This window comes from Streptomyces sp. NPDC030840, assembly GCF_055572015.1.
The window spans coordinates 449,605-465,528 of the sequence record NZ_JBVIEE010000002.1 but is presented as its reverse complement, the minus strand read 5'-3'; the positions used below and the strand labels follow the sequence as shown (position 1 = coordinate 465,528).

Sequence of the window (15,924 nt, the reverse complement as noted above, 5' to 3'; positions counted from 1 at the left end):
GAACGTCGCAGGCTGGGACGGCGGTTCGCGGCGCGGACCCGCTCGTTCCCCTACCCCCGCGCCAGCCGCCGCACGGCGAGGGCGAGCTGCAACCGCAGCCGGCCCTGAGGAGGGCGGACCGGCCAGCCGAGGAGCGACTCGGCGTGGGCCAGCCGGTCCTGGAGAGTCGAGTGGTGGACGTTGACCTCGGCGGCCGCCGCGCGCAGGCTCGCCGTGGAGGCGACGGCGTACAGGGTGGCCAGCACCCAGGGAGCGTCCGCCGCGGCGCTGTCCAGGGCGCGGACGTCGGGCGGCGGCTCCGCGCCCGCAACGACGGCATCGGCGAGGAGGGCGATACCTCCCAGCTCGTCGGCGTGCACGACCCTGGGGCCCGGATCGCGCGCGGTCCCCTCGGCGGTGAACCGGAGGGCGGTACGGGCGGCGGCCCAGGAACGGGGCAGGTCGAGCACGGGCACGGCCGGGCCGACACCGAGGCGTCCCCCGGGCAACCGGGTGTCCGCCGTGGGCGCGGACAGGATCCGTGGCGGGCCGGCGAGGGACGCGAGGGCGCGGGCCCGCGTGGCCGGGTCACCGGTGTCGAGGCCCAGGAGCCGGGCAGCGTGCCGGCGGGCCTGTTCGGTGGCGTTGGCGTCGAGGACGGTCTCCACGAGGGCCGGGTCGTCGGCGGGGGAGACGGGTGCCCGGCCCCGGGTACGGTCCAGGACCAGTTTGATCGCGCCCGCCGCACGCTCCAGGATCACCGCGTCGACCACGCTCGGCCCGGGCTCGGCGCGCTCCAGCCACAGGGCCGCGGCGCCGTCCGGCGTCAGCGCCTCCCAGGGCCAGTCGGGGGCCGGGGGGAGGCCCGCGGGGTCGTCCCGGCGGCTGCCGTCGGGCTCGACGCGCACCCGCACGCGCCGACCGTGATCGACGAGCCGTGCCGGGCAGCCGGCCAGTACGGCCGCGCCACGGACCAGCGCCTCCAGGCCGGCCCGGGACTCGGCCAGTCGGTCGAAGTAGGCGATGACCCGTACGGCGGCACCGGCGTCCGGGTCGAGCGCGGTCAGGCGCCCGGCCAGCTCTTTCATAGGCCCATGGTGCGGTATTCCTGCCGGATGTCGTAGGCCTGAGGATGTGTTCTGCCCCCGCCGCCCCTACCCGTCCCGTCCTCGAGGGGCTCCGCCCCTTCAACCCCGCTTTCGGGGGCCGGCCCCCGGACCCCTGCTCCTCAAACTCCCCCAGCCACCGCTGGGAGGTGCCCCCAGGGGCTGAACCATCAGCCCGTCCGGCGTTCGAGGACGAGGCCGCACGGCCGATAGCGGGGGTCTGGGGGCGCAGCCTCCAGGGATGGTGGGGGAGGGTAGGGGCGGCGGGGGCGAGATCACTCGCCCAGCAGCCGCCGCAGCCACGCCAGCCGCGCGGCCACCGTGGCCTGCGAAACGGCGGCCTGCGGCGCGAACCCCTCGTAGCCGTGGAAGCCGCCGGGCCAGACGTGCAGCTCGGCGACCCCACCCGCCTGCCAGATCCGCGAGGCGTACGCCACCGTCTCGTCCCGGAAGGTCTCCGCGGACCCCACGTCGAGAAGCGCGGGCGGAAGCCCGGACAGGTCCTCGGCCCGGGCCGGAGCCGCGTACGGGGACACGTCCGGCCCACCCCGCCGGTCGCCAAGGAGCGCGGTCCACCCGGTCTCGTTGGACGCGCGGTCCCAGACACCGAGCCCCGCCATCTGGTAGGAGGACGGAGTGTCGTTGCGGTCGTCCAGCATCGGGCACAGCAGCATCTGCCCGATCGGCCGAGGACCCCCGCGGTCCCGGGCCAGCAGGGCCAGCGCGGCCGTCAGACCCCCGCCCGCGCTGCCGCCCACGATCACGATCCGCTCGGGATCGCCGCCGATCTCCTTGGCGTGCTCCGCCGTCCACAGCAGGCCGGCGTAGACGTCCTCGACCGGCGCCGGGTGCGGATGCTCCGGCGCCAGCCGGTACTCCACGGACACCACGACCGCGTCCAGCTCCCGCGCCCAGTCCAGGGCGAGGTCGACGCCGATCCTGTTGTTGCCGAGGATCATCCCGCCACCGTGGGTGTGGTAGATCACCGGCCGCCCGCCGACGGAGCCGGCGGGCCGGCAGATCAGCAGCGAGATGTCGGGCGCGCCCTGCGGCCCCGGCACCGTCCGGTCCTCGACCTCGAAGAACCCGTCACGGGCCAGTGCCTCCTCGGGGTGGTCCAGGAAGGCCAGGCCCTGGCGCATCTCGGCGATCCCGTCGAGCGTGAACGACGAGGGCAGCGACTCGGCGACCACTTCCAGGGCGGCGGCGAGCTCGGGGTCGAACGGCGGCGGGGTCCGGGTCATGGGGTTCTCCTCACGGGCGTGCCGAGCCGACGGCTCGTACGGCCCATGATCCGCACGCCGGACCCGCCCCCGCAGTCCGCCGTACGGCGGCACGTGCCCGCCAACCGGCGGGTGGCACCGTACAGGGCGGACCACCGTACAGGGCGGACCGCGGCGGGAGCCCTCAGCCCTGCGCGGGAGCCGCGTCCGCGCGCATCATCACGCAGTCGAACTCGACCACCCGGCCCGTGCTCTCCTCCCGCGTGACGGGATACATGCCGGTGATCCCGAACCCGGCGCGCTCGTACGTGGCGATCGCCTCGCTCATCTCCGGGCTGCCCTCGTACAGCCGCAGGGCGGCGACCTCCGACTGCAGGCCCACGAAGTCCTCGACCCGCTCGCCGGCGCCCGCGAAGACCTCCAGGTCGTAGCCCTGCGTGTCCATCTTGAGGTAGGGCCGGGGGTCGTCGATGCCGTCCAGGGCCTTCTCGAACACCCCGTCGAGCCGCCGGATCTCGATCTCCTCCGTCTGCGACTTCGCGAACCGCTTGTAGCGGCCCCGGCCGTAGTCGCTCGGCGGCAGCAGCGAGTTCATCGACTTCCAGCCGGTGTGGATGGACTGCGTGGTCTCCTCACGTCCCAGGGCGAAGTGGTGCACCTGCCACTCGGGGTCGTCCGCCGAGGCCCGTTCGAGGCGGGCGAAGGCCTCCGCGGTGGGCTCGAAGGAGACGATCCGGCCGGTGTAGCCGAACCGGCGCAACCGCCTGGCGTACTGGCCGGCGTTGGCCCCCACGTCGAACACGCAGTTCACCTCGTAGGCCGCCAGCATCCCCGCCACGTGCTGGGCGCACAGGTACTCCCCGGCCGCCAGCTGGAACCGGCGCTCGTCCGCCCTGGCGTTCTCGGTCATCAACAGGTGGGCGCCGGTGTCGCCCAGGCGGACGTCGGTCCACTTGCCGGGCGACTGAGCGGTGCTGTGGGCCTTCTTGTCGAGGACCACCCACATGCCCTTTCCCGCGCGGGTCACGGAATACCGGCCGGCGCCCCTGGCCAGCAGGTCCGCGCCCGGCTGCAGCGGGATCCGGGCGGGCCCGCCACGCCGGGACACCACCGCGGTTCCCGGCCCGAGGTCGGTGACCTGCAGACCCATACGGGGCATCAGCCTGAGCAGTCTCCTGTAAAGCGTCTCCATCCGCCCACCCTCGCAGAGTTGGCGTGATACGGGTGCACGCTTGAGCGAATTCAAGTCGGGAGTCGCTCGCCTGCCCGCCGCGCCGCGCGGTCAGCCGCCGGCCGAGCCGCACGGTTCGCCCACACCGTCCGGGGCGGGGCGGCTTCGGGAGACGACGCGCATGCCGCGCTCGTCGACGACGCGGACCTGGAGCGAGCCGCACCCGCAGCGGATCCAGACGGTGTGACCCGCGCCCGTGACGTGCCGGGACACGACCTGGAAGGGCTCGGCGCGGTCGGGCCAGCCGCAGTGCGGGCAGGCTCCGGCCAACGTGCTGGTCATGGCAACTCCTCCTGAGGCGGACATGGTTGACCGTCGCGACACAGCCAGGGTGGGCCGAAGCCGTCGTACACGTCCAGGTTGACTTTCTGCACTCCACCTTGAAGCGTAGCCTTCATGATTGACCTGCGCCGACTGCACGTCCTCAGGGCGGTCGCCCACTACGGCACGGTCACCGCGGCCGCCCGCGCCCTGCACTTCACACCGTCCGCCGCCTCGCAACAGATCCGTCAGCTCGCCCGCGACCTGGACGTCGACCTGCTCGAACCGCAGGGCCGCGGGGTCCGGCTCACTCCGGCGGCACAGAGCCTGCTCGCGCACGCCGACGCCATCCAGGCCCGCTGGGAGCAGGCCGAACTCGACCTGCGCGCCGACCAGGGGTCCCCGTCCGGCATCCTGCGCGTGAGCGGATTCCCCGTCGCCGTCTCGGTGTTGCTCGCCCCGACGGCGGCCCGCCTGCGTACCCTCCACCCGCGGCTGAGCGTACGGATCCAGGAGGCGGGGGTGCCGGAGAGCTTCGACCTGCTCTTCGAAGGAGAGATCGACCTGGCGGTCGTCGAGGCGACCCCGCACAACCCGCCTCTCGCCGACGAGCGCTTCGACCAACAGCCGCTTCTCGACGACCCGTTCGACCTGGTCGTCCCCGACGACCACCCCCTCGCGGGCCGCGGGCGCGTCGATCTCGCGGAGGCGGCGCACGAGGACTGGATCGCCCCGGTGCCCGAGAGTCCGTGCAGGCCGCACGTGCTGTCGGCCTGCGGTGGCGCCGGCTTCAGCCCCAACATCGTGCACCATGCACTGGACTGGAACGTCTCGGCGCATCTCGTCGCGCACCGGCTCGGCGTCGCGCTCATTCCGCGCCTCGCCCAACTGACTCCCCACCTGCCCATCACCCGCGTCCGCTGCGCCGGCGACCCCCATCGCAAATTGCTGACGTGCACGCGTGGCGGCGGCGCCCAACGCCTTGCCGTCGTCGCGGCGTTGCGCGAGTTGCGTATGGTGGCACCTACGGCGGTCGCGTGACCGTCCCGCAAGGGACCGGCCCGTGCGACACCGCAACCTGCCCTGCCACCGCCCGACGGCCCCTGCTCAAAGGCCCGTCACAGCTTCTGCAAAGATGCGTACGTCATGGTCCAGATACCGAACCAGCCCGCCCCTCCGCCGCCCGCACAGCGATCCGTGCCGACGAGTGCCGATGTGGCGCGCCTTGCGGGTGTTTCTCGCGCGACCGTCAGCTACGTCCTCAACAACACCAGCGCCGTCCGGATCAGCGAGCCGACTCGCCGCCGCGTCCACGAGGCGGCCAAGGAACTCGGATACGTGCCGCACGCCGCCGCACGCAGCCTGCGGGCCGGACACAGCCGCCTGGTGCTGATGCCCGCTCCGCACGTCCCCGCGAACCCGCTGTACAGCGGGTTCATCTATGAGATCCAGTGGGCGCTCAGCCGCCTCGACTACACAGTCGTCCAGTACGGCAGCATCGGTCTCCACGGTGACGACGCCGCCCGTGCCTGGGCCGAACTGCGCCCGGTCGCGGTGATCGTGCCCGGCTCCGGTCTCGGGCCGAAGGGGGTCGCCGTGCTCAAGCGGTCCGGCGCCCGGGCCGTCGTCACCATGGGACCCGAGCCCGTCGAGGGCTCGCACGGGATGCTCCTGGACCACCGTGAGGTCGGGCGCAGCGCGGCGGAACACCTGCTGGCCCGCGGCCGCCGCCGTATCGGTGTGGTGCTGCCCGAGGAGCGCGGGCTGGGCATCTACTCCCGGCCCCGACTCGCCGGTGTGCAGCAGGCGGTGCGGGACACGGACGCCACCGTGACCGAACTGCCGCTCGCGTACGAGGAGAAGGCCGCGGCCGAGCTCGCGGGGCGCTGGCGCTCCCTCGGCCTTGACGCGGTGTTCGCGTACAACGACGAGTACGCGATGTTGTTGATGCGCGCCCTCCAGGACGAGGGCATCGCCGTCCCCGAGGAGACGGCGGTGATCGGCGCCGACGACCTGATGCTCGGCCGGCTGTGGAGGCCGCGCCTGAGCACCGTCCACATGGAGCTGCCCGCCGGGCGCGATTTCGCGGACCTGGTGGACCGGGTGGTCAACGATCCCGGCGGGGTTCCCGAGACGAACCAGGTACTCGGGTTCCGGGTGGTGCACCGGGAGTCGACCTGACAGGCCGGGGTACCCGGTGCGGCGACCGAGCGGGTCACGCGACTCCTCGGCAGCCACTGGCCTTGTGTGTCGATCAGGTGTGGCAGGCGACACGTTTTTCCCACGACTTTGGCTAGGATGTTGCACGCTCAACAAGATGGGGCGTCTTCGACCACCGGCTTCAGCTCGCGCGGCTGCGGCCGACCACGGCGTCCCGCCGCGCGGCCGCCGAACCGGCCGCCAACCACACGGGACTCCCGCCCGCACGGGTGAGCCCCGGGCGCGAGCCCGGTTCGTGCGTCGGGAGTCGTCAGCCCCCCCGGTGATCAGTGAACGATCGGAGCGCCGTCATGCCGCTGCTCGACCCGAAGACCTGGCAGTCCCGCACCCTGTCGGGCGGTGAGTACGCCGTCACCGAGCCCGCGACCGGCGAGCAGCTCGCCACCGTCACGCTGGCCTCCGCCGACGACGTGGCGACGGCCACGCGCGAGGCCCGCGCCGCGCAGACCGAGTGGGCCCGCACGCCGCACTTCGTCCGCGCCGGCGTGCTGCGCAAGGCGGGCGACCTGTTCACCGCGCACGCCGAGGAACTGCGCGACTGGATCGTGCGGGAGTCCGGCTCCATACCCGGCAAGGCCGAGTTCGAGCTGCATGTGGCGGCCCAGGAGTGCTACGAGGCGGCCGCGCTGGCCTCACGGCCGTCCGGCCAGATACTTCCCTCCGAGGCGCCCCGGCTGTCGTACACCCGCCGGGTGCCGGTCGGCGTGGTCGGCGTGATCTCACCGTTCAACGCCCCGCTGATCCTGTCCATCCGCTCCGTCGCCCCGGCCCTCGCCCTCGGCAACGGCGTCGTCCTGAAGCCCGACCCGCGCACCGCCGTCTGCGGCGGGCTCTCCCTGGCCGCCGTCCTCGCCGAGGCAGGGCTCCCCGACGGCCTGCTGCACGTGCTGCCCGGCGGTCCGGAGGCGGGCCAGGCGCTGGTCGCCGACCCGCTCGTGCCGGTCATCTCCTTCACCGGGTCCACGGCCGCCGGACGCGCCGTCGGTGAGGCCGCCGGCCGCCACCTCAAGCGCGCGCACCTGGAACTGGGCGGCAACTCGGCGCTCGTCGTGCTGGAGGACGCCGACATCGACGCGGTGATCTCCACGGCCGCGTGGGGGTCGTTCTTCCACCAGGGCCAGATCTGCATGACGACGGGCCGCCACCTCGTCCACGTCTCGCTCTACGATAAGTACGTCGAACGGCTCGCGGCCAAGGCCGACTCGCTCGCCGTGGGTGACCCGTACCGCGAGCAGGTGCACCTCGGGCCCATCATCGACGACAACCAGCTCGCCAAGATCCGGGGCCTGATCGAGTCCAGCACGGCGGGCGGTGCCAAGCTCGCGGCGGGCGGCACCCACGAGCGGCTGTTTTACCGGCCGACCGTCCTCGCCGGAGTCGACGACTCCACGCCCGCGTACGCCGAGGAGGTCTTCGGCCCGGTCGCGCCCGTGCGGTCCTTCAAGGACGTCGACGAGGCGGCCGCCCTCGCGGCGGACGGCCCCTACGGGCTGTCGCTGGGCATCGTCACCCGTGACACCGCACGCGGCCTGGACCTCGCCGAGCGCATTCCGACCGGCATCGCCCACATCAACGACCAGACCGTCAACGACGAGGCCGTCGCACCCTTCGGCGGGATCGCCGCCTCCGGCACCGGCGCCCGCTTCGGCGGCGAGGCCAATCTGGAGGCCTTCACCGAGCTGCGCTGGACGACGGTGCGCGGGGACGTGGCGGCGTACCCGTTCTAGGCGACCGGCCGCATCGGGTCCAGTGGCCTCGCGGGACTACTGGACCTGGCCGTTCCCCTCGGCCTGTGCCTGCTGCTCGGCGACCGCCTTGCGGACCTCGTCCATGTCCAGGTTCCGGGCCTGCCCGATGACGTCCGTCAGGGCGGACTCGGGCAGGGCGCCCGGCTGCGCGAACACGGCGACCTGGTCACGGACGATCATCAGCGTCGGGATCGACTGGATGCCGAAGGCCTGGGCCAGCTCCGGCTGGGCCTCGGTGTCCACCTTCCCGAACACCAGGTCCGGGTTGTCCTCGGCCGCCTTCTCGTAGACCGGTGCGAACTGGGTGCACGGCCCGCACCAGGACGCCCAGAAGTCGATCAGGACGAAGTCGTTGTCCGTGACCGTCTGGTCGAAGTTCTCCTTGGTGAGCTCCACGGTGCTGCTCATCGCGTGTATCCCTCTCCTGGGGTTCATGGCTCGGGGGCCAAACAGGTGTCGACAACGTCGCCGTCCGGCGGCGTATTCCGCGCGCGTACCCGTGTGGCCACGGCGCACACCACCCACCAGACTGACCTCATGACGGACACGGAAACCGCAGAACACACAGCACCCCTCACGTACGACGTCGTTGTGCTCGGTGCCGGGCCCGTGGGGGAGAACGTGGCCGACCGCACCCGCGCGGCCGGCCTGTCCACCGCGGTCGTGGAGAACGAACTCGTCGGCGGCGAGTGCTCGTACTGGGCCTGCATGCCCAGCAAGGCCCTGTTGCGCCCGGTCATCGCCCGCGCCGACGCACGCCGCGTACCGGGACTGCGGCACCTGGCCGAGGGGGCCCTCGACGCGGCCGAGGTCCTCGCCCACCGCGACTACCAGACCTCGCACTGGAAGGACGACGGCCAGATCCAGTGGCTGGAGAGCATCGGCGCGGATCTGTACCGGGGCCACGGACGCCTCGACGGCACCCGCCGGGTCACGGTCGACGGCCCCGACGGCGCCCGCCAGGTGCTGACCGCCCGGCACGCCGTCGCCGTGTGCACCGGCAGCCGCGCCCTCGTGCCCGACCTGCCGGGCCTGGACGGGGTTCGGCCCTGGACCAGCCGCGAGGCCACCAGCGCGCGGGCTGTGCCCGGACGGTTGGTCGTGGTCGGCGGCGGCGTCGTGGCCGTGGAGATGGCCACGGCCTGGCAGGCGCTGGGCTCCCGGGTCACCATGCTGGTCCGCGGCAAGGGCCTGCTGCCCCGCATGGAGCCCTTCGCCGGGGAACTCGTCGCCGAGGCGCTGGGCGAGGCCGGGGTGGACGTGCGCACGGGGACGTCGGTCGAGTCGGTCACCCGCGAGAACGGCACCGTCGTCGTGCGCACCGACGCCGGGGACCGGGTCGAGGCCGACGAGATCCTCTTCGCCACCGGGCGCGCCCCGCGCACCGACGACATCGGCCTCGACACGGTCGGCCTGGAGCCGGGCTCCTGGCTGCCGGTCGACGACAGCCTGCGCGTCACGGAGAGCGACTGGCTGTACGGGGTCGGTGACGTCAACCACCGTGCGCTGCTCACCCACCAGGGCAAGTACCAGGCCCGTATCGCCGGCGCCGCCATCGCCGCCCGCGCGGCCGGCGTACCCCTCCTGGAGTCCGACCCCTGGGGCGCCCACGCCGCCACCGCCGACCACGCGGCCGTACCCCAGGTCGTCTTCACCGACCCGGAGGCCGCGGCCGTGGGCCTCTCGCTGGCCGAGGCCGAACAGGCGGGCCACCGCGTCCGCGCCGTCGACGTCGACCTCGCCTCGGTCGCCGGGGCGGGCCTCTACGCGGACGGCTACCGCGGCCGCGCGCGCATGGTCGTCGACCTGGAGGAGGAGATCCTGCGCGGCGTCACCTTCGTCGGCCCCGGCGTCGGCGAACTGATCCACTCGGCGTCGATCGCGGTCGCCGGACAGGTCCCGATCAGCCGCCTCTGGCACGCGGTGCCGTCCTACCCGACGATCAGCGAGGTCTGGCTGCGGCTGCTGGAGGCCTTCAGGGACGCCTGAGCCGGGACAGGGGGGCGGGGACGGCCTGACCGCACAGGCCGGTCGCCGCCCGTCAGCCGGGCAGCGTGAAGCCGAGGGACCGCGCCGCCCGGCGCGGCACCGGTTCGTTCCAGAGATCGGCCACGGCCTGGTTCGAGGACAGGGAACGCGGTTCGGCGCGGTCGAGGTAGAGCGTGCCGTCCAGGTGGTCCGTCTCGTGCTGGACGATACGGGCGGGCCAGCCGGAGAACTCCTCGTCCACCGCGCCGCCGTGCTCGTCCAGCCCCGTGAGCCGTACCCGGGCGGGCCGGGCCACCACGGCCTGCCAGCCCGGCACGCTCAGGCAGCCCTCGAAGAACGCGGCACGCTCGGTGCCCACGGCCTCGTACCGCGGGTTGACCAGGACGCGGAACGGCTGCGGCACCCGGCCGCGCGCGAGCCGCACCTCCTCGGGAACCGGCGCCGGGTCCTCGATGACGGCGATCCGCAGCCCCACGCCCACCTGCGGTGCGGCGAGCCCGACTCCGGGCGCGGCGTGCATGGTCGCGCGCAGGGCGACGACGAAGCGGACGAGGAGTGCGGGGTCCAGCTGGCCGTCGAAGGGCTCGGCGGGTCGGCGCAGCACCGGGTCGCCCGCGGCGACGATCGGCAACGGGCCCTCGTGGGAGAGGAGTTCCTCGACCCGGTCGCGGAGCGGGAGGGAGGTCGGACGGTCGCTCTCTGATGCCATCGCGCCAGCATGCCAAGACGCGTCGCGCGATGTGGGGCGGATCGGCCGGAAGAGGTACAGACCACACGGCCGGGCGTCGGCCTTTGTGGCGCGCGTCACAGGAATGTCCGGGAACTGCAGGCCTTGCGGCTCCGACTACTGGACCGCAAGCGACGTCCCCTTCCTCCCCGGAGCAGCCCGCCGATGTCCACCGTTCCCACGACCGAGACGGGCGAGTCCCCGAAGCCGGTCCCCGCCGCCCTCGAACCCCGGGCCGCCGCCCTCCGGACGCTCAAACCGCTCGTGCTGCGGCTGCACTTCTACGCCGGCCTCCTCGTCGCCCCGTTCCTGCTGGTCGCCGCTCTGACCGGCCTGCTGTACGCGGCCTCGTTCCAGGCCGAGAAGATCGTGTACGCGGACGAACTGACCGTCCCGGTCGGCGACCGCGAGCTGCCGATCTCCGAGCAGGTGGCCGCCGCCCGCAAGGCCCACCCCGAGGGCACGGTCTCCGCCGTGCGGGTGTCGCCGGAGGACGACGCCACGACCAGAGTGCTGCTGTCCGGCGTCCCCGGCGTCGACGAGACCCACACGCTCGCGGTGTTCGTCGACCCGTACACCGCCGAGGTGCGCGGCTCGCTCGAACAGTACGGCTCGACGGGCGCGCTGCCGCTGCGGACGTGGCTCGACGAGTTCCACCGCGATCTGCACCTCGGGGAGAACGGCCGCCTCTACAGCGAACTCGCCGCCAGCTGGCTGTGGGTGATCGCGGCCGGCGGGATCGCGCTGTGGTTCGGTCGTCGCAAGGCCCAGCGCAAGGTGCGCGGCACCAGTGGCCGGCGCCGTACCCTCGGCCTGCACGGCACCGTCGGCGCGTGGGCCGCCGCCGGGTTCTTCTTCCTCTCCGCGACCGGCCTGACCTGGTCCGCGTACGCCGGGGCCAACATCGACACCCTGCGCACCTCGCTCGGCCAGGCGACCCCGGCGATATCGGCGGCTGCGGGCGACCACGCGGGGCACGGCGAGGGCGGGGACTCGTCCGGCAAACCGGCCGAGGGCGACCTCGACAAGATCCTCGCGGCGGCGCGCGCCAAGGGCCTCGGCGACCCGGTCGAGATCGTGCCGCCCGCCGACGCGGCCTCCGGGTACGTCGTCCGGCAGATCCAGCGCGGCTGGCCCACGAAGCAGGACGCGGTGGCCGTGGACCCGGCGACCAGCGAGGTCACGGACACCCTCCGGTTCGCCGACTTCCCCGTGCTCGCCAAGCTGACCCGCTGGGGCATCGACGCCCACACCGGTGTCCTGTTCGGCCTGGTCAACCAACTCGCCCTGATGGCCGTCGCGGCCTCGTTGATCCTCCTCATCCTGTGGGGCTACCGCATGTGGTGGCAGCGGGGACGCGACTCGGCCTTCGGACGCCCCGTCCCGCGTGGCGCCTGGCAGCAGGTACCCCCGCAGATCCTGGTCCCGGCGCTGGCGGCCGTCGCCGTCCTCGGGTACTTCGTCCCGCTCCTGGGCATTCCGCTCGCGGCCTTCGTCGTGGTGGACGTCGTGCTCGGTGAGATCGCGTACCGGAAGGGGAAGCGGACGTACGCGCCGTAGGACTGCCTCCGGGGGGCAGGTGGCGTCCGTGTGACGGGCGCGGGCAAGTAGTGGAATGTTCAACCTCCCAGCTCCGTTGTAAGCCGCGAAGGAGGTCACGAGTGGACACGACGTACTACGACCACGGAACGGCGGCGGAGCGCTGGGAGCGGGCGCGGATGTTCTTCGACGCCAAGGACTACACCGCCGCGGCGCGGACCCTCGGCGGGCTGGTCGAGGAGGTTCCGGAGCAGACCGGACCGCGGCTGCTGCTGGCGCGCGCCTACTACCACTCGGCCCAACTGCACCGAGCGGAGGCCGAGTTGCGCGTGCTCGTCGAGCGTGATCCGGTGGAGCACTACGCCCGGCTGATGCTGGGGCGCACCCTTGAGCGGCAGGGGCGGCACGAGGAGGCCAAGTCGCACCTGCGGATCGCCTCCGCCCTCGCCGGCGAGTTCGAGCAGCTCTGAGAACCGAACGGCGGGCTCCCCCCCAGGGGCGAGCCCGCCGTCGCACGGATGCCGCCGCGCCCTCGGCGACCGGCGGACACCAGGGCACGGGCCGCATCCGAACGCCCCGTCGCGGACAGGGATGGCCTGACGCGGAGGGGACGAGAGGTCTAGGTTGAGCGCATGAGCAATCTTGATCGTGAGGCCGTCCCCGCGGTGTGCGGTGGCCGGGGGTTCGTGGTGGCCGAGCCGGTGCGCGAACTCCTCAGCCCCCGCCGGGTGCAGCTCGGCGAGTCCACCGAGGTGCGCCGTCTGCTCCCCAACCTGGGCCGCCGCATGGTGGGGGCCTGGTGCTTCATCGATCACTACGGCCCCGACGACATCGCCGACGAGCCCGGCATGCAGGTCCCGCCGCATCCGCACATGGGTCTGCAGACCGTGAGCTGGCTGCACGAGGGCGAGGTGCTGCACCGCGACTCCACGGGCAGCCTGCAGACGATCCGCCCGCGTGAGCTGGGCCTGATGACCTCCGGCCGGGCCATCAGCCACTCCGAGGAGAGCCCCAGGTCGCACGCCCGCTTCCTGCACGGCGCCCAGCTGTGGGTCGCCCTCCCGGACGGCCACCGCCACACCGACCCGCACTTCGAGCACCACGCCGAACTGCCGGTCGTCACGGCACCCGGTCTCCGGGCCACCATGGTCCTGGGCACCGTGGACGGCGCGACCTCGCCCGGCACGACGTACACCCCGATCGTCGGCGCCGACCTGTCCCTCACACGCGGCGCCGACGTACGCCTCCCGCTGGAACGGGACTTCGAGTACGCCGTCCTCTGCATGTCCGGCGAGACCCACGTCGACGGCGTCCCCGTCCTCCCCGGCTCGATGCTCTACCTCGGCTGCGGCCGCACCGAACTCCCGCTGCGCGCCGAGTCGGACGCGGCCGTGATGCTTCTCGGGGGTGAGCCGTTCGAGGAGGAGCTGATCATGTGGTGGAACTTCATCGGGCGGACGCAGGAGGAGATCGAGACGGCCCGGAGGGACTGGATGGAGGGCTCCCGCTTCGGTGAGGTGAAGGGGTACGACGGGGGGCCGCTGCCTGCTCCCCAACTGCCGCCGGGGGCGCTGAAGCCGCGGGGGAGGGTGCGCTGAACTGGGGTGATGTGCCCTGGGCGCGTCACCGTCAGATGCCTTGTCCTTCCCCGGCCGTCGAACTACGCGACCAGATCGAGCACCTCACCGCCGCTCTCACCGAGACCGAAGCACGTCTCGCGGAGCTGACCACCGCCCGGAAGGTCATCTCCGAACTCGCGCCGGCCGGAGCCCAACCCGATCCGCCCGAACAGGCCACCGCCTACCAGTCCATCGTTAACGCCTTCAACCAGCACCCCGATCAGACGTTCCGGGTCCGCGAACTGCACGAACTCCTCGGCATGGCTACCGACGATCCGGCCCTGAACGGCACCCGAAGCCGCCTTGGACGCCCCACCCGCCAAGGCTTCCTCACCCAACCCGGACGAGGCCGCTACAAGAAACGGACTTAACGCCGCTCTTCGCGGGCTGGAATCGGCACAGCCGACGGCCGCCACTCTCGCTTGATCAACCCGAACACCCACGAGTCGGAAACCTCGCCGTTCACGACGCAGTCCTCCCGCAAGGTCCCTTCACGCACGAATCCGATCTTCTCGAGAACCCGGGCAGATGCCACGTTGCGCGTATCGGTCTCGGCCTGCACGCGATTCAGGTCCAGTGTGTCGAACGCCCACCGCAGCAAGGCGTGCGCGGCCTCCGTCGCGAAGCCGTGGCCCCACATCGCTTCGCCAAGGAGGTAGCCCAACGACGCGCTGCGGTAGTCCGGGTTCCATCCGGTCAGACCGCACCAGCCGACGAAGGCCCCATCAGAAGCACGGTCGATGGCCACCCGCACCCCGGTGCCTTCGTCCCCCATCTTCCGGCACAGCGCGATGAACCGCTCGGCGCGGGCCCGTTCGGTCCACGGCGGGGAGTCCCAATAGCGCAGCACGTAGGCGCTGCTGTGCAGCGCGAAGAGGGAGTCCGCGTCGGCGTCGGTGAAGGGGCGCAGTCGCAGGCGAGCGGTGTGCAGTACGGGGGTGGCCAAAGTCATGCGCACCATCTTGTGTCCTCATGGAGCGGGCAGAACACCGAATATCCGATCCCGGTCCGGCCCTCATGAGCTGGGCACCGCCTACCAGGAGATCGTTCATGCCTTCAACCAGCACCCCGACCAGGCATTCACGGTCTGCAAACGGCACGACTATTCGGCCTGCCCACCGATGGCCCAGACACGAACGTCGTCCGCAGCCGCCTCGGGGCGCCGAGGCTTCCTCACCCAACCCAGACCAGGCCGCTACTAGAAACGGACTTGACGACCTCTGAGGACGACGACATCGGTTCCTTGCCGGGCGGTGCCCGGCTCTCTCATCGGCGAAGACGCAGAGCTGGCTGATGTTCTCGCAATAGACGTCTGGCGTGCCGTGGTGCTCCTTACAGCCGTCCTGGCGATTCCTTTCGACGGAGGTGCAGGTTCCCAGCGGTGGACCATCAATGACCCGGGGAAACGCCGGATTGGCTGACCGGCGATCCCGCGCTGTGTTGCTTGGCTTCGAAGCTATGTGGTCGGCTGTTGCAGCGTCGGCCCCGCCACCGCTCCGGCCTTCCACTGGGTCGTGCCCCGCGAAGTGGTGTAGGGGATCAAGCGCTACGCGTTCCGGCGCGCCTCCTTCGAGCGCCTGGGCAGGAGCGGGGACGCAGCGCACGTCGCGAACCGCTTCGACAGCAACGATCTGGTGGCCATTCGGTGATCTGCGCCGCCACTGCCTCGGCCCGTCCGGCCAGCACCGCCAGGGTGCTGTGGGTGCCGTGCGCGGCCCTGGCGGCCGGTTCCGGATTCGGTGCCGGGATGAGGTGGCACAGCCGGCCGGCTCAGAGAGCCCCGGCCACGGCGGCCGGGGCCGACGTCGGGGTGTCGCGCAGTCCGAGGCGCAGGTGCTCCACGTGGTAGAGAGCCTGCTCCAGGAGTTCGGCGACGTGGTCGTCGTAGAGCGCGTAGATGATCGAGCGGCCCCGGCGCTCGCCGGTGACGAGGCCGAGGTTGCGCAGCAGGCGCAACTGGTGGGAGCAGGCGGACTGTTCCATGCCGACGGCGTCGGCGAGTTCGGTCGCCGCGCACGGGCCCTCCTGGAGACGGGCCAGGATGCGCAGCCGGGAGGGCGTGGCCAGGGCCTGGAGGGTGGCGGCCACGTCGGCGGCGCCCACAGTCTCGAGTCGCTCGCGCGCGGTGGCGGTCGTCTTGGCGTCAACTCCATGGCCCATGGTCCTCATCCTACGGAGTCGAATCCATGAACGTATGAATGGGTCTTCATGCAGTCCTGTACGGTGGAGGGAGCGGAGCCGACAACCCGGCTGACCGCTGTGCCGTCATGCCGTCATTCCGT

General features: G+C 72.3%; 16 protein-coding genes. 8 read left to right on the top strand and 8 right to left on the bottom strand.

The window, feature by feature from the left end; genetic code table 11:
- Positions 1–50: 50 nt before the first annotated feature.
- From ACZ49J_RS06055 to ACZ49J_RS06040, 4 genes are all read right to left on the bottom strand, one after another.
- Positions 51–1,067 (bottom strand): helix-turn-helix domain-containing protein, encoded by a 1,017-nt coding sequence (locus ACZ49J_RS06055; protein ID WP_467448342.1) that lies wholly within the window; start codon positions 1,065–1,067, stop codon positions 51–53.
- Positions 1,068–1,360: 293 nt separating this feature from the next.
- A complete protein-coding gene (locus ACZ49J_RS06050; RefSeq protein ID WP_467448343.1) occupies positions 1,361–2,329 on the bottom strand; it encodes an alpha/beta hydrolase in 969 nt (322 codons plus the stop codon).
- A gap of 163 nt (positions 2,330–2,492) precedes the next feature.
- Entirely contained in the window at positions 2,493–3,500 is a 1,008-nt protein-coding gene (locus tag ACZ49J_RS06045) for an FkbM family methyltransferase (protein ID WP_467448344.1), read from the bottom strand.
- 90 nt (positions 3,501–3,590) lie between these two features.
- Positions 3,591–3,821 carry a hypothetical protein gene (locus ACZ49J_RS06040; RefSeq protein ID WP_467448346.1) on the bottom strand — a complete coding sequence of 77 codons (231 nt, stop codon included), beginning with the start codon at positions 3,819–3,821 and terminating at the stop codon, positions 3,591–3,593.
- A 114-nt stretch (positions 3,822–3,935) separates the two neighbouring features.
- Between ACZ49J_RS06040 and ACZ49J_RS06035 the strand changes: the two genes are divergently transcribed.
- From ACZ49J_RS06035 to ACZ49J_RS06025, 3 genes are all read left to right on the top strand, one after another.
- Complete coding sequence (locus ACZ49J_RS06035) at positions 3,936–4,841, top strand: LysR family transcriptional regulator (RefSeq protein WP_467448347.1); 906 nt, start codon at positions 3,936–3,938, stop codon at positions 4,839–4,841.
- 105 nt (positions 4,842–4,946) lie between these two features.
- Positions 4,947–5,981, top strand: coding sequence for a LacI family DNA-binding transcriptional regulator (locus ACZ49J_RS06030; protein ID WP_467448348.1), 1,035 nt, complete (start codon positions 4,947–4,949; stop codon positions 5,979–5,981).
- Between the two features lie 329 nt (positions 5,982–6,310).
- Positions 6,311–7,747, top strand: coding sequence for a benzaldehyde dehydrogenase (locus ACZ49J_RS06025; protein WP_467448350.1), 1,437 nt, complete (start codon positions 6,311–6,313; stop codon positions 7,745–7,747).
- A gap of 36 nt (positions 7,748–7,783) precedes the next feature.
- Here ACZ49J_RS06025 and trxA read toward each other — a convergent pair whose 3' ends face one another.
- A complete protein-coding gene (trxA, locus tag ACZ49J_RS06020) occupies positions 7,784–8,176 on the bottom strand; it encodes a thioredoxin (protein ID WP_467448352.1) in 393 nt (130 codons plus the stop codon).
- 129 nt (positions 8,177–8,305) lie between these two features.
- Between trxA and ACZ49J_RS06015 the strand changes: the two genes are divergently transcribed.
- Positions 8,306–9,757 carry a dihydrolipoyl dehydrogenase family protein gene (locus ACZ49J_RS06015; RefSeq protein ID WP_467448354.1) on the top strand — a complete coding sequence of 484 codons (1,452 nt, stop codon included), beginning with the start codon at positions 8,306–8,308 and terminating at the stop codon, positions 9,755–9,757.
- A gap of 52 nt (positions 9,758–9,809) precedes the next feature.
- On the opposite strand, the gene ACZ49J_RS06010 is transcribed toward ACZ49J_RS06015, so the two are convergent.
- Positions 9,810–10,466: a peptide deformylase gene (locus tag ACZ49J_RS06010; RefSeq protein WP_467448355.1), complete on the bottom strand. Its 657-nt coding sequence runs from the start codon at positions 10,464–10,466 to the stop codon at positions 9,810–9,812.
- A 183-nt stretch (positions 10,467–10,649) separates the two neighbouring features.
- On the opposite strand from ACZ49J_RS06010, the gene ACZ49J_RS06005 reads away from it, so the two are divergent.
- The 4 genes from ACZ49J_RS06005 (at position 10,650) to ACZ49J_RS05990 (ending at position 14,013) form a co-directional block, all read left to right on the top strand.
- Positions 10,650–12,044, top strand: coding sequence for a PepSY-associated TM helix domain-containing protein (locus tag ACZ49J_RS06005; RefSeq protein ID WP_467448357.1), 1,395 nt, complete (start codon positions 10,650–10,652; stop codon positions 12,042–12,044).
- A gap of 101 nt (positions 12,045–12,145) precedes the next feature.
- Positions 12,146–12,493 (top strand): tetratricopeptide repeat protein, encoded by a 348-nt coding sequence (locus ACZ49J_RS06000; RefSeq protein ID WP_467448361.1) that lies wholly within the window; start codon positions 12,146–12,148, stop codon positions 12,491–12,493.
- A 162-nt stretch (positions 12,494–12,655) separates the two neighbouring features.
- On the top strand, positions 12,656–13,621 hold the full coding sequence (locus ACZ49J_RS05995; RefSeq protein WP_467448364.1) for a pirin family protein: 966 nt from the start codon (positions 12,656–12,658) through the stop codon (positions 13,619–13,621).
- Positions 13,622–13,656: 35 nt separating this feature from the next.
- Positions 13,657–14,013, top strand: a complete 357-nt coding sequence (locus ACZ49J_RS05990) for a hypothetical protein (RefSeq protein WP_467448368.1) — start codon at positions 13,657–13,659, stop codon at positions 14,011–14,013.
- Here the strand turns inward: ACZ49J_RS05990 and ACZ49J_RS05985 are convergent.
- Both ACZ49J_RS05985 and ACZ49J_RS05980 read right to left on the bottom strand, forming a co-directional pair.
- The gene (locus ACZ49J_RS05985) at positions 14,010–14,594 is read right to left on the bottom strand and encodes a GNAT family N-acetyltransferase (protein WP_467448373.1); all 585 of its coding nucleotides are present in this window, start codon (positions 14,592–14,594) and stop codon (positions 14,010–14,012) included. The two genes, ACZ49J_RS05990 and ACZ49J_RS05985, sit on opposite strands and share 4 nt — an antisense overlap.
- 818 nt (positions 14,595–15,412) lie before the next feature.
- Positions 15,413–15,802, bottom strand: a complete 390-nt coding sequence (locus ACZ49J_RS05980) for an ArsR/SmtB family transcription factor (protein ID WP_467448374.1) — start codon at positions 15,800–15,802, stop codon at positions 15,413–15,415.
- Positions 15,803–15,924: the final 122 nt, after the last annotated feature.

Coding starts and splice junctions, on each gene's coding strand:
- ACZ49J_RS06055 (WP_467448342.1), bottom strand. CDS start 1,067: ATGAAAGAGCTGGCCGGGCGCCTGACCGCGCTCGACCCGGACGCCGGT.
- ACZ49J_RS06050 (WP_467448343.1), bottom strand. CDS start 2,329: ATGACCCGGACCCCGCCGCCGTTCGACCCCGAGCTCGCCGCCGCCCTG.
- ACZ49J_RS06045 (WP_467448344.1), bottom strand. CDS start 3,500: ATGGAGACGCTTTACAGGAGACTGCTCAGGCTGATGCCCCGTATGGGT.
- ACZ49J_RS06040 (WP_467448346.1), bottom strand. CDS start 3,821: ATGACCAGCACGTTGGCCGGAGCCTGCCCGCACTGCGGCTGGCCCGAC.
- ACZ49J_RS06035 (WP_467448347.1), top strand. CDS start 3,936: ATGATTGACCTGCGCCGACTGCACGTCCTCAGGGCGGTCGCCCACTAC.
- ACZ49J_RS06030 (WP_467448348.1), top strand. CDS start 4,947: ATGGTCCAGATACCGAACCAGCCCGCCCCTCCGCCGCCCGCACAGCGA.
- ACZ49J_RS06025 (WP_467448350.1), top strand. CDS start 6,311: ATGCCGCTGCTCGACCCGAAGACCTGGCAGTCCCGCACCCTGTCGGGC.
- trxA (WP_467448352.1), bottom strand. CDS start 8,176: ATGAGCAGCACCGTGGAGCTCACCAAGGAGAACTTCGACCAGACGGTC.
- ACZ49J_RS06015 (WP_467448354.1), top strand. CDS start 8,306: ATGACGGACACGGAAACCGCAGAACACACAGCACCCCTCACGTACGAC.
- ACZ49J_RS06010 (WP_467448355.1), bottom strand. CDS start 10,466: ATGGCATCAGAGAGCGACCGTCCGACCTCCCTCCCGCTCCGCGACCGG.
- ACZ49J_RS06005 (WP_467448357.1), top strand. CDS start 10,650: ATGTCCACCGTTCCCACGACCGAGACGGGCGAGTCCCCGAAGCCGGTC.
- ACZ49J_RS05995 (WP_467448364.1), top strand. CDS start 12,656: ATGAGCAATCTTGATCGTGAGGCCGTCCCCGCGGTGTGCGGTGGCCGG.
- ACZ49J_RS05990 (WP_467448368.1), top strand. CDS start 13,657: ATGCCTTGTCCTTCCCCGGCCGTCGAACTACGCGACCAGATCGAGCAC.
- ACZ49J_RS05985 (WP_467448373.1), bottom strand. CDS start 14,594: ATGACTTTGGCCACCCCCGTACTGCACACCGCTCGCCTGCGACTGCGC.
- ACZ49J_RS05980 (WP_467448374.1), bottom strand. CDS start 15,802: ATGGGCCATGGAGTTGACGCCAAGACGACCGCCACCGCGCGCGAGCGA.